This window comes from Buttiauxella sp. S19-1 (assembly GCF_022134725.1).
Taxonomy (GTDB): Bacteria; Pseudomonadota; Gammaproteobacteria; order Enterobacterales; family Enterobacteriaceae; genus Buttiauxella; species Buttiauxella ferragutiae.
Genome location: NZ_JAHWLU010000134.1, coordinates 1 through 12,460, shown reverse-complemented (window position 1 = coordinate 12,460; position 12,460 = coordinate 1). Strand labels below are relative to the sequence as shown.

11 protein-coding genes are annotated in these 12,460 nt (G+C 51.2%); 6 read left to right on the top strand and 5 right to left on the bottom strand.

Translation table 11 applies throughout. The features are described 5' to 3' along the window. Positions 1–125: 125 nt before the first annotated feature. Together nirD and nirB are read right to left on the bottom strand one after the other, a co-directional pair. Positions 126–452, bottom strand: coding sequence for a nitrite reductase small subunit NirD (gene nirD / locus MES37_RS21150; RefSeq protein ID WP_064542888.1), 327 nt, complete (start codon positions 450–452; stop codon positions 126–128). Next, the gene (nirB, locus tag MES37_RS21145; protein ID WP_121814767.1) at positions 449–3,001 is read right to left on the bottom strand and encodes a nitrite reductase large subunit NirB; all 2,553 of its coding nucleotides are present in this window, start codon (positions 2,999–3,001) and stop codon (positions 449–451) included. The genes nirD and nirB overlap by 4 nt, the downstream gene beginning before the upstream one ends. A gap of 227 nt (positions 3,002–3,228) precedes the next feature. Here nirB and MES37_RS21140 point away from each other — a divergent pair, with 227 nt between their 5' ends. Beyond that, a complete protein-coding gene (locus tag MES37_RS21140; protein ID WP_237932587.1) occupies positions 3,229–4,512 on the top strand; it encodes a cytosine deaminase in 1,284 nt (427 codons plus the stop codon). 43 nt (positions 4,513–4,555) lie between these two features. Here the strand turns inward: MES37_RS21140 and tsgA are convergent, their stop codons facing one another. After that, positions 4,556–5,734, bottom strand: coding sequence for an MFS transporter TsgA (gene tsgA, locus MES37_RS21135; RefSeq protein WP_064542897.1), 1,179 nt, complete (start codon positions 5,732–5,734; stop codon positions 4,556–4,558). Between the two features lie 280 nt (positions 5,735–6,014). Here tsgA and ppiA point away from each other — a divergent pair, with 280 nt between their 5' ends. The 4 genes from ppiA (at position 6,015) to argD (ending at position 9,214) form a co-directional block, all read left to right on the top strand. Then, on the top strand, positions 6,015–6,587 hold the full coding sequence (gene ppiA, locus MES37_RS21130) for a peptidylprolyl isomerase A (RefSeq protein WP_121814768.1): 573 nt from the start codon (positions 6,015–6,017) through the stop codon (positions 6,585–6,587). A 107-nt stretch (positions 6,588–6,694) separates the two neighbouring features. Further along, positions 6,695–7,297: a putative adenosine monophosphate-protein transferase Fic gene (locus MES37_RS21125; protein WP_237932586.1), complete on the top strand. Its 603-nt coding sequence runs from the start codon at positions 6,695–6,697 to the stop codon at positions 7,295–7,297. Positions 7,298–7,329: 32 nt separating this feature from the next. Further along, a complete protein-coding gene (gene pabA / locus MES37_RS21120) occupies positions 7,330–7,893 on the top strand; it encodes an aminodeoxychorismate synthase component 2 (protein WP_121814769.1) in 564 nt (187 codons plus the stop codon). A gap of 100 nt (positions 7,894–7,993) precedes the next feature. Then, the gene (argD, locus tag MES37_RS21115; RefSeq protein ID WP_237932585.1) at positions 7,994–9,214 is read left to right on the top strand and encodes a bifunctional acetylornithine/succinyldiaminopimelate transaminase; all 1,221 of its coding nucleotides are present in this window, start codon (positions 7,994–7,996) and stop codon (positions 9,212–9,214) included. Positions 9,215–9,217: 3 nt separating this feature from the next. Here argD and MES37_RS21110 read toward each other — a convergent pair whose 3' ends face one another. Together MES37_RS21110 and crp are read right to left on the bottom strand one after the other, a co-directional pair. Then, positions 9,218–11,302 (bottom strand): YccS/YhfK family putative transporter, encoded by a 2,085-nt coding sequence (locus MES37_RS21110; RefSeq protein WP_064542912.1) that lies wholly within the window; start codon positions 11,300–11,302, stop codon positions 9,218–9,220. 91 nt (positions 11,303–11,393) lie between these two features. Next, positions 11,394–12,026 carry a cAMP-activated global transcriptional regulator CRP gene (gene crp, locus MES37_RS21105; RefSeq protein WP_003852956.1) on the bottom strand — a complete coding sequence of 211 codons (633 nt, stop codon included), beginning with the start codon at positions 12,024–12,026 and terminating at the stop codon, positions 11,394–11,396. A gap of 313 nt (positions 12,027–12,339) precedes the next feature. Between crp and MES37_RS21100 the strand changes: the two genes are divergently transcribed. Beyond that, on the top strand, positions 12,340–12,460 hold a 121-nt coding region (locus tag MES37_RS21100; RefSeq protein WP_237932588.1), incomplete at its 3' end, for an osmotically inducible protein OsmC.

Sequence of the window (12,460 nt, the reverse complement as noted above, 5' to 3'; positions counted from 1 at the left end):
CCCCGGCCCTCTCCCCAAGGAGAGGGAGAACACCGATTTAATGTCCTCTCCCCAAGGAGAGGGAGAACACCGATTTAATTCCCTCTCCCTCAGGGAGAGGGCTAGGGTGAGGGTTGTTTTAAGACTTAAGCTTTAATCTGAACCTGGCCGTCTTGTACGCGCGCTTTGTAATGCGCAATTGAACGGCTCTCGTCTTCCATGCACAACCCGTCACGCAGTCTGAAACGCTGCTTTTTCAACGGGCTGGCAACCCACAATTCATTCTGATGTTCAGCAATCAAGCCGCGAGACAACACGCTGGCCTCAAAGAATGGGTCGATATTGCTGATGGCGAAAACCTGGTCATCATTACGTGGGCGGAAAATAGCAATCTGCTGATTACCCACCAATGCGCAAACACCGGTAGCAGGCAGAATGTCGTTTAACTGGCAAACGGTAGTCCACTGGCTCATACATTTTCCTCCACTTCTTCTACCAGGGTGACCGGGATACGTTCGTAAGGCGTAGCCGGACGGTGTTGCTCGCGCTCAGGCACAATTTGTACATGCGGGTCGCGGTGTGGGCTATTGATAAAGTGTTTGAAGCGAACCTGGGCTTCCGGTGTATTCACCGTTTCAGTCCACTCGCAGATCACTTTCTCGCGCAGGCGCGCCAGCTCAGCTTCCAGTTGATCATTCAGACCCAGTTTGTCGTCGATAATGACTTGTTTCAGGTACTCAATGCCGCCTTCCAGGCTGTCGAGCCACGGCGCGGTACGGGTCAGTTTGTCGGCGGTGCGGATGTAGAACATCATGAAACGGTCGAGGTATTTGATCAGCGTTTCACTGTCTAAATCTGCTGCCAGTAAATCGGCGTGACGTGGTTTCATACCGCCGTTACCGCAGACGTACAGGTTCCAGCCTTTTTCAGTGGCGATAATCCCGACGTCTTTACCCTGTGCTTCCGCACATTCACGGGTACAGCCGGACACACCAAACTTCATTTTGTGTGGAGTACGAATGCCTTTGTAGCGGTTTTCCAGCTCAACGCCGAAGCCAACGCTATCGCCAACGCCGTAACGGCACCAGGTGCTACCAACACAAGTTTTTGCCATACGCAGTGCCTTCGCATAGGCGTGGCCTGTCTCAAAACCGGCTTCAATCAGCTGACGCCAGATTTCTGGCAAATCATCTTTCTGCGCACCAAACAGGCCGATACGCTGGGAACCGGTGATTTTGGTGTAGAGGTTAAATTCGCGAGCGATACGGCCCACTTCCATCAAACCTTCTGGGGTAATTTCCCCGCCAGCAGAACGCGGGATCACCGAGTAAGTGCCGTCTTTCTGGATGTTGCCGAGGAAGTTGTCGTTGGTGTCCTGAAGCGGCGTGTGCTTTGGTGACAGCACATAGTCGTTCCAGCAAGAAGCCAGCAGCGAACCGACGGTCGGTTTACAGACTTCACAGCCGTAACCTTTGCCGTATTTTTGCAGCAGCTCGTCGAAGGATTTAATGCCTTCAACGCGGATCAGGTGATACAGCTCCTGGCGTGAAAACGCGAAGTGTTCACATAAGTTGTGGTTGACTTCGATGCCTTGCTTGCTCAGTTCGGCATTCAATACTTGCGTAATCAATGGAATACAGCCACCACAGCCGGTACCAGCTTTGGTTTCTGCTTTCAGCGCGGCAACGGTATGGCAGCCGTTGTTGATGGCTTTAACCAGATGCCCTTTGGTGACATCGAAGCAGGAACAGATTTGCGCGCTGTCCGGCAGTTTGTCGACGCCAATCGCTGGCTTACCGGAACTGGCGTGCGCAGGCAGAATCAGCGCGTCCGGGTTTTCCGGCAGTTCGATGTTATTGAGTACCAGTTGCAGCAGGTTGCCGTAGTCGCTGGTGTCGCCTACCAGAACCGCACCGAGCAGGGTTTTGTTGTCAGCGCTAACAATCAGGCGCTTATAAACTTCTTTGCTTTCATCAAGATAAACGTAGCTGCGGCAGTTTGGCGTGCGACCATGTGCATCACCAATCCCGCCGACATCCACACCCAGCAGTTTTAGCTTGGCGCTCATGTCTGCGCCTTCAAAAGCGTTTTCGCTACCGATCAGGTGGTCAGCGGTGACTTGCGCCATTTTGTAGCCAGGGGCGACCAGGCCGAAGGTGCGGTTATTCCAGCTGGCGCATTCGCCGATGGCGTAAATGTCCGGGTCAGAAGTCTGGCAGGTGTCGTTAACCGCAATACCGCCGCGTTGACCCGTTGCCAGGCCGCATTGGGTCGCGAGTTTATCGCGTGGGCGGATACCGGTGGAGAAGACGATGAAATCTACTTCCAGGTCGGTGCCGTCGGCAAAGCGCATAGTCTTACGTGCCTGGTTGCCTTGTTGTACGATTTCCAGGGTGTTCTTGCTGGTATGAACGCGCACGCCCATGCTTTCGATTTTATTGCGTAGCTGCTCGCCACCCATGTGATCGAGTTGCTCGGCCATCAGCATCGGGGCGAATTCAATCACATGTGTTTCGACGCCGAGGTTTTTCAGCGCGCCTGCGGCTTCGAGGCCCAGCAAACCACCACCGACCACGGCACCGCGTTTACTACGGCGCGCACAGGCTTCGATGGCGTTCAAATCTTCAATGGTACGGTAGACGAAACAGTCTTGTGTTTCAGAGCCTTTAATCGGTGGGATCCACGGGTAAGAACCGGTGGCCATCACCAGTTTGTCGTAATACACGGTACGACCGGTATTCGAGTGGATGACTTTTTCCTGGCGGTTAATGGTGATGGCGCGTTCGCCAACCAGCACTTTTACGCCGTGTTTCTCGTAAAAGCCTTCACGGACCAGCGATAACTCTTCAGCGGTATGATGCGAAAAATAGGAAGACAGATGCACGCGGTCGTAGGCTTTACGCGGCTCTTCACAGAACACAGTAATGTCGAATTGGCCTGGCTGGGCTTTATCAAGTAAGTCTTCGATAAAGCGATGGCCGACCATGCCATTACCGATGATTGCGATTTTGACTTTGCTCATAATTGCCTCAATTTCTTTTCTATTACCGCCTACCTTAACGATTCAGCATTGGTGGTTATTGATACAAATCAAATACACCTTTATATACCTCTTAAGAGGTATATGTTTGATTTTAGTGAGTTTTTATAAGTCGTGGAAATGTTTAGTTATTCGCGGACCGACAATAAATGTCCTCGTTTTGCGGTGTGTGCTATGAAATAGAGGCGGCTAATCAAGAAGGGGGGGGTATGAGCAACAATACGTTGGAGTTAATTCAAAATGTGCGCCTGGTGGGGCGTGAAGGTTTGTGGCAATTAGCCTTCGAAAATGGGCGCATCAAGGCCATTAAGCCGATGTGCGAAACGCAGCCAGAGAGCCAGCAGATTCTTGACGGGCGCGGCGGTCTGGCAATCCCGCCATTTATTGAGCCGCACATCCACCTTGATACCACGCAGACTGCCGGGCAACCGAGCTGGAATCAATCAGGCACCTTGTTTGAAGGCATTGAACGCTGGGCTGAACGCAAGGCGTTGCTGACCCACGAGGACGTGAAGCAGCGCGCCTGGCAAACGCTGAAGTGGCAGATTGCCAACGGTATTCAGTACGTGCGTACACACGTTGATGTTTCCGACCCGACGCTGACCGCGCTTAAAGCGATGCTGGAAGTGAAAAAAGAGGCCGCGCCGTGGATTGAGGTGCAAATCGTGGCATTTCCGCAGGAGGGGATTCTTTCGTATCCCAACGGTGAAGCCTTGCTGGAGGAGGCCTTACGGCTGGGTGCTGACGTGGTGGGCGCTATCCCGCATTTTGAATTCACCCGCGAATATGGCGTTGAGTCGCTGCATAAAGCTTTCGCGCTGGCGCGCAAATATGACCGTCCGTTAGATATTCACTGTGATGAAATTGACGATGAACAATCGCGCTTTGTGGAAACTGTAGCCGCGCTGGCGCTACGGGATGGCATTGGCGCACGCGTTACCGCCAGCCATACCACGGCAATGCACTCTTACAATGGCGCTTACACCTCGCGCCTGTTCCGTTTGCTGAAGCTGTCGGGGATTAACTTTGTCGCCAATCCGCTGGTGAATATTCATCTGCAAGGGCGCTTTGATGATTATCCGAAACGCCGTGGTATCACGCGGGTTAAAGAGTTGCTCGAAGCAGGAATTAACGTCTGTTTTGGTCATGATGATGTATTCGACCCGTGGTATCCGCTGGGCACCGCCAATATGTTGCAGGTGCTGCATATGGGGCTGCATGTTTGCCAGATGATGGGCTATCAGCAAATTGATGAAGGCTTAAAACTGATTACCGATAACAGTGCGCGCACCTTCGGCGTGCAGGATTACGGCATTGCCGAGGGAAATGCAGCGAACCTGATTATTCTTCCGGCTGAAAATGGCTTTGATGCGGTGCGCAGGCAGGTGCCAGTGCGTTGGTCAGTGCGGGCAGGGAAGGTGATTGCGACCACGCAGTTGTCGCAAACCTGGGTGATGCTGGATGAAGCCGAAGAGATAACATTTGGTGGATGAAAAGTGGCGGATGGCGCTTGCGCTTATCCGCCCTATAAAACGATTAATGTATTGTCGCGTTATGCTGACGGTGTTTCGTCACCAGACCCAAAATCAGGCACATAACAAACACCACGGCATACAAGCCGTTTGCGGTTTGCAGCGCCGCATGCGGGCCGCTGTGAGCCACGATCGGGCCGGTAACCACAAAGGTCAGCATGGTGCCGATAGTGCCGCAAGTCAGGACGAAGTTAACCAGTTTTGGTGAGGCAACTTTGGTCTGCAATGAACCAAGGGTGATAACCGAGGTGTAAATCGCGCTAGAGAAGAAGCCCAGAGCCAGAATAAACCATGCCAGATGAGTGGGTTCGCTGGTGTTGAACAGGTACATCAGAACGGTAGCTGCACCCGCAAGAACAGTCAGAATGCGTTGCAGATCGAAGAAACGCAAAATGAAACTGAACGCCCACATACCGAACATGTAAGACATCCAGAAATCACTGACTAACTGACCGGCATCATTCAGGTTCATGCCGAGGCTTTTGGCGTATTCCGGAACCCAGGAGATAAAGCCCAGTTGGCCTAAGATGTAGCACAGCGCGGCAATCGACAGGAACAGCACGCCAACCCCCCATTTTTCTTTCTCGGCCACTTTCTCGGTTGGTGCGGCGTGTTTGCCTAATGCCGGGAAGTCGCAACCGAAAGTCAGGATGAAGATAGCGACGTACACCAGACCGATGCAGACGTAAACCCAGTACCAGTCGATGCTGCGAGCCAGCAGAATCGCGGCAACCATTGGGAAAATCATCCCCGCCATGCTGAAGAAGGAGTCGGTAAACAACAGGCGTGAACCGCGTTCACGACCTTCATACATGTGGGTTATCAGGAATGTACCAATCGACATCGTGATACCGCTGACCAGCCCAAGCACAAACATTGCCGCCGAGAAAATGGTTAGGTTATCGCCAAAGACAAGCCCGGCAACCGCCAGAACCATCAGTATAAAACCAAAGCGCAACTGAGTTTTCAGTGGCACGATTTCCATTAACCAGGCATTCAGGAAAATAGAAATCAAAATACCCGCGTTCAGGAAGGTAAAGGTATTACTCATGCTGGAGACGGGTACGTGGAAGTATTCGGCAATATTGCCCATCACCATCCCGGTGACGATCACCAACGCGCCGGTCAGTGCGTAGGAGAAAAAGCTGATCCATGTGAGCTTAATGCGGTTGCTGTTAGTCATGACAAGCCTGTGAATAGAAATGTAAAGTGCTTTGACAGCACTCGAGAAGAATGGATTTTAGTCAAAAACGTGATTCATTCATACATTTTATGAATCATTTGGGGTTTGTTACTGCGCTTTAAGTGATATGAATCACAATTGAGCATGTATTCTCATTAGTCATTCATTTAACTTATTGATTTGTGTGAAAGTAAAAAACAGTAAATGGCTGGCGCATAGAGGAGTGCCTCTTTACAATCTAGCAACTTGCTTCATTCACTGCCTTCGTAAGGAATTTTTCATGCTCAAATCGACACTGGCGGCCGTAGCAACCGTGTTTGCTCTTACCGCGCTATCTCCTGCGGCACTTGCTGCTAAAGGGGATCCACACGTCCTGTTGACCACGTCAGCGGGTGAAATTGAGCTTGAGTTAAACAGCCAAAAAGCCCCTGTCTCTGTGAAAAACTTTGTGGATTATGTGAACAGTGGCTTCTACAACAACACCATTTTCCACCGTGTAATCCCAGGCTTTATGCTTCAGGGAGGCGGCTTCACTGAAGATATGAACCAGAAGCAGCCAAATCCACCGATCAAAAACGAAGCTGATAACGGTCTGCGCAATACTCGTGGCACTATTTCTATGGCACGTACCGCAGATAAAGACAGCGCAACCAGCCAGTTCTTCCTCAACGTTGCAGACAATGCTTTCCTCGATCACGGCCAACGCGACTTCGGTTACGCGGTATTTGGTAAAGTTGTGAAAGGGATGGAAGTTGCCGATAAGATCTCTCAGGTACAGACGCATGATGTCGGTCCATATCAAAATGTTCCGTCAAAACCTGTAGTTATTCTCTCCGCAAAAGTCCTGCCGTAAAAAATTCCCGCGCGGGTATTCTCTACTCGCGCAATCTCCTCCTTCCAGCACTTCCACCGATTGCTGCTTATACTTGTGGCAAGAAAGGGTCATGTTAGGGAGGCACCATGGCAAAGAAACTTACCGACAAACAAAAGTCCCGCCTTTGGCAGCAACAGCGAAGCCGTTCATTTCAGGCCAGTTCCCGGCTGGATATTCTTGAGCCTCATGCGCAAGATGAGACTATCGCACAGCGCGTAGAAACGATTGAACTTGGCCCGCTGCATCGCGGATTACCCTGGTTGTGTGCCATCCATCAGCAGCTGTTTCAGGATATTTTCGACTGGGCAGGCGAGATACGGGATGTTGATATTTCCAAAGGGGAGACACAGTTCTGTCATTTCGAGTACATCGAAAATGAAGGTAACGATCTGATGCAGGAAATGGAGGACGAACATTACCTGGTCGGGTTTTCGAGAACTGAGTTCGTTCAACGCCTGGCACATTTCTATTGTGAGATTAACGTACTTCACCCGTTTTTTGTTGGCAGTGGTCGTGCGCAGCGCGTTTTCTTCGAGCAGTTAGCGATTCATGCCGGTTATGTTCTGGACTGGAAGGACGTTGCTCCGCAAGCCTGGCAAGAAGCCAATCAGGCTGGAGCGTTGGGTGAGCTGGCAGCGCTGACGGAGATTTTCACTAAAGTGGTGAGTGAAGCGTGCGAAAGCGAATAGAATAGTGCGGTTCTTTTTACTCCGGAGCCGCGATGCTACTGCTTATCGACAATTACGACTCATTCACCTGGAACCTTTATCAGTACTTTTGCGAATTAGGCGCGGAAGTAGTGGTGAAACGTAACGATGAGCTGACCCTTTCTGAAATCAGCGCGTTGGTACCTGAAAAACTGGTTATCTCTCCCGGACCTTGCACGCCAACTGAAGCGGGCATATCCCTTGCGGCGATTACTCACTTCGCCGGAAAGCTACCGATCCTCGGCGTTTGCCTTGGACACCAGGCGATTGCACAAGCATTTGGTGCAACCATTGTCCGTGCCGAAAAAGTGATGCACGGTAAAACCTCGGCTATCACCCATAACAATACTGGTGTTTTCAGCGGCCTGAACAACCCTCTGACCGTGACGCGTTATCACTCTTTGGTTATCGACCCGCCATCGTTACCTGAGTGTTTTGAAGTGACAGCGTGGACGGATAAACAAGAAATTATGGGTATTCGTCATCGCGAACTGGCGCTGGAGGGTGTGCAGTTTCACCCGGAAAGTATTCTCAGCGAGCAGGGGCATCAACTGTTAGCCAATTTCCTGAAGTATTGATTTTTTATTGCCAATAAATGATTTTTTATGCATATTTCATGATTATATTTTCACGTGTCTCTCATGAAGTTTTTATGCGTAAAAAGGGGATAGGCAATAAATGGCAACTGAACAATCCGCAATTACCCGCGCAACTTTCGATGAAGTGATTCTGCCGATTTATGCACCGGCTGAATTTATCCCGGTAAAAGGTCAGGGAAGCCGCGTTTGGGATCAACAAGGGAAAGAGTATGTTGATTTCGCGGGCGGCATCGCAGTCACGGCGCTGGGCCACTGCCATCCCACGCTTGTGGAAGCGTTAAAAAGCCAGGGCGAAAAGCTATGGCATACCAGTAATGTTTTCACCAACGAACCTGCGTTGCGCCTCGGGCGTAAGCTGATTGATGCCACTTTTGCTGAGCGTGTGCTGTTTATGAACTCCGGCACCGAAGCGAATGAAACCGCCTTTAAACTGGCGCGTTATTACGCTTCTACACGCCATAGCCCTTACAAAACCAAAATTATCGCCTTCCATAACGCCTTCCACGGTCGCTCGCTGTTTACCGTTTCTGTTGGTGGCCAGCCAAAATATTCCGACGGATTTGGCCCGAAACCCGCCGATATTATCCATGTCCCGTTTAACGATTTACATGCAGTAAAAGCGGTGATGGACGATCACACCTGCGCGGTGGTGGTGGAGCCAATTCAGGGCGAGGGCGGCGTAATGGCGGCGACACCAGAATTCCTGCAAGGCTTGCGTGCCTTGTGCGATGAGCACAAAGCGTTGTTGGTATTCGATGAAGTTCAGTGCGGCATGGGGCGTATCGGCGAGTTGTTCGCGTATATGCATTACGGCGTGACACCAGATATTTTGACCAGCGCTAAAGCGCTCGGCGGCGGTTTCCCGGTAAGCGTTATGCTGACGACACAGGAAATAGCGTCTGCATTCCATGTCGGCACCCACGGTTCCACTTACGGCGGAAACCCGCTGGCGTGTGCGGTGGCAGGGGCAGCATTTGATGTTATCAACACGCCGGAAGTGTTGAATGGCGTTACGGAAAAACGCCAGCTGTTCGTCAAGCATTTGCAGCACATTGACGAGCAGTTTGATGTGTTCAGCGATATTCGCGGCATGGGTTTGCTGATTGGCGCTGAGCTGAAACCGCAATACCAAGGCCGTGCACGTGAATTCCTGCATGCCGCTGCTCAGGAAGGGGTGATGGTGTTGAATGCCGGTCCTGATGTTATGCGCTTCGCGCCAGCCTTGATTGTTGAAAATGCCGATATTGATGAAGGTATGGCGCGCTTTGCAAAAGCAGTGGCGAAGATCGTTAACGGATAGTCGTTAATCCGACCGCCGCAAGCGGTTCAGCCAGATACCATGATGTGGCCGCTGACGCCATGCAACCGAAGAAATAGTGTGCATGGTGCTGAGGTGGCCCAAAATCCGCTGTAAATGTTGTTCCATCGTGCTCAATGGCCCACTCGGAAGCCCTTCCAGTGGGTCAAGAATATTCGCATCCTGGGTTTCGCCAGGCCCATCATATTGCAGCCGCTGCTGGCATCGTTGCAGCGCAATTTCACACGACTGCAAATAGCGCTGGGCTAAATCCGGTGTCAGCATGTTGTGCTCGCGCGCAAGCGTAGTCATGGCGTTGATGTGCTCGACAATAAACTGGCTGTGTGTCACCCACAATTTCATATCTGCCAGGTAATGCGAGTTAAAACCGGGTTCCTGCATCGCCTGATTCAGTGAGTTAAACAGCGCATTATGGGCTTGATTTACCTTCATTCGTTGCCAGGCTAGCGGCGTGGGTTCGGGATCGTTGCTCAGAATCAGGCGAATCGCGTCCTGGTCTTTTTCAAGCGCGTCGTGGGCGTTCTGGCGCAACAAACCGCTTTGCCACTGCGGCCACAGCCAAACCATGCCGCCGAAGGCAATCAAACAGCCGAGCAGAGTATCAATTAAGCGCGGGACGATAAATTGCTCGGCGCTGAGTGTGAGCAGTTGCAGGGTATATACCGCCGTCACGGTAAAACCAATCGTCGCCCAGCCATAGCTCTGGCGAATAAACAAATAGCTGACCAGCGTAATGACCAGCATCGCGGCCAGGGCAATGCTTTGTGGGAAGTGAAAGTGCAGGGCGATACCCGCAATCGCCAGGCCAGCAATGGTCCCTGCCGAACGGTGCAGAATGCGTACCCGCGTGGCGCCGTAGCCGTTTTGCGTAACGAACATCACCGTCATTAAAATCCAGTAGGGTTTCGGCAGATGTAAAAATGCCCCGAAAAGACTGGCGATGGTTAGCATTACGCCTAGTCGGGCGGCGTTGCGCAGGGCGGCAGATTTCAACGACAAATAGCTTTTCAGTGCTGCCCACAGCGGTAAACGGCGCTGCCGGTCTTCCATTAAATCACGGGCGTACAGAGGGCGTTGGATGCGCAGCACGCGGGCGATACGGCTGAAGTGATAATGACAAAACTGCCCAACCGGGTTGTCCGGATTCTGGCGAGCAATTTTCTCGAGGGCTTCAATTTGTTTCTCCATCGTAAAACGCTGTGGGTAACGATGGTAGAGAATGTCATCGGCCAACACGCGCAAGCGTGCCGCAATGGTCTGCGCATTCCAGCGAATAACCGCTTCTGCATGGCTTTTCGCGACAAGTTTTTGCACCTCGGCAGGCTGGTGCAAACTGACGGAGATGTGCTCTTGCAAATCTAACGCTATCTGAAAAGAGCGTAACAAATGTTTGTAACCGTTCTGCTGATTTGCCGACAGCATATGCAGCTGTTGGTAGCAGATGGTGATCAGGTCTACGGCTTTTTGCTGGCGAGCCAGCAGTGGAGGCAGCGCTGTTTCGGGATCAGCATGTTGTGTCAGCATGCCGTATTTGGCTTCACAGTACTCCGCCAATTGGCGATAGAGCAGGCTTAACGTTTCGCGCAGCGGCTGCTCACGCCACATCCAGAACCAAAACCAGTTAAAGACTCCGTACCAAATCGTGCCGGAGACATATAACACCATCGGCTTCCAGATAGGCATATTGCCGGCCATACTTAGCGTAAAGATGGCCGCAATCAGCGATGCCGGAAGCAAACGTGCGTGCAGGGCGCTGATTTCAGCGGTGACGCCTAACAAGAGCGCCATCACCATAAGAATGATGGGCAATGGGACCGCGGTGTAGAGCAGCAAAAGCTGCATGATTAAACTGCTGGTCGCAAAAAGAGTGCCGCCAACAATCAGGCGTTTAAAAAAACGCTTATGGGGTGTATCCAGACCAGCAATGTTGCAACAAGCGGGCACTAACGAGAAAAGCAGACCTAACTGCAAATTCCCCAGTAGTAAACCGATCCCCACAGGAAGGCACAGCACCAGCGTTTGCCGCAGTGCATAGTTAACTTCAGGGTGATAGATTAATCTTCTCCACATATGCTTGTCATACTTTGTGTTGCAGGTGTTTGGATTTTAAAGACAAAAAAAGGCGTGTCCATAAAGCAACACGCCTTTTTTGATACGGAAATTAACGAGTGCCGTAAACGACGATCGTTTTGCCGTGAGCGGAGATCAGGTTCTGATCTTCCAGCATTTTCAAGATACGACCGACAGTTTCACGAGAACAACCGACGATCTGACCAATTTCCTGACGGGTAATTTTAATCTGCATACCGTCTGGGTGAGTCATTGCATCAGGCTGTTTTGCCAGGTTCAACAGTGTCTGCGCGATACGACCAGTCACATCGAGGAATGCCAGGTTACCGACTTTCTCAGAAGTGACTTGCAGACGACGAGCCATCTGGGAAGAAAGACGCATCAGAATGTCTGGGTTTACCTGGATCAGCTGGCGGAATTTTTTATAGGAAATTTCAGCCACTTCACAGGCAGATTTAGCACGGACCCAGGCACTACGTTCCTGGCCTTCTTCGAACAGCCCTAACTCACCAATAAAGTCGCCCTGATTCAGATAGGAGAGGATCATTTCCTTGCCCTCTTCATCTTTGATCAGAACAGCTACAGAGCCCTTGACGATGTAATACAGCGTCTCTGCTTTTTCACCCTGGTGGATCAGTGTGCTCTTCGATGGATACTTATGAATGTGGCAATGGGACAAGAACCATTCGAGAGTCGGGTCTGTTTGCGGTTTGCCAAGCACCATGCGCGGTTATCCTCTGTTTATAACTGGCTACCAACGACAGGACGCTAAACATCCTGTCTGGCGTTGCAAGTATTAGAATATTCCCCACTTTGGGGAGATGGCATGCAAGTCATTCTTGCTGCCTGTAATTAGTGACGTCCTTTGCATCTATGCATTACGTCAATGTATCAATGTAGCATCCGGATTGTTTTAGCATAGCTTTTGGCAGGTGTCTCCTATTGTCTCGTTTCAGCATGACGTAGGTCGCCTTCCGTTGCCAGTTTTGCTGCATCCGCGTACTCTGGAAGGTAATTTTTTCAATGGGAGAAGCAACATGCAGGCACGTGTGAAATGGGTTGAAGGGTTAACTTTCCTTGGTGAATCCGCTTCAGGACACCAGATCTTGATGGACGGTAATTCTGGCGATAAAGCACCGAGCCCGATGGAAATGGTAC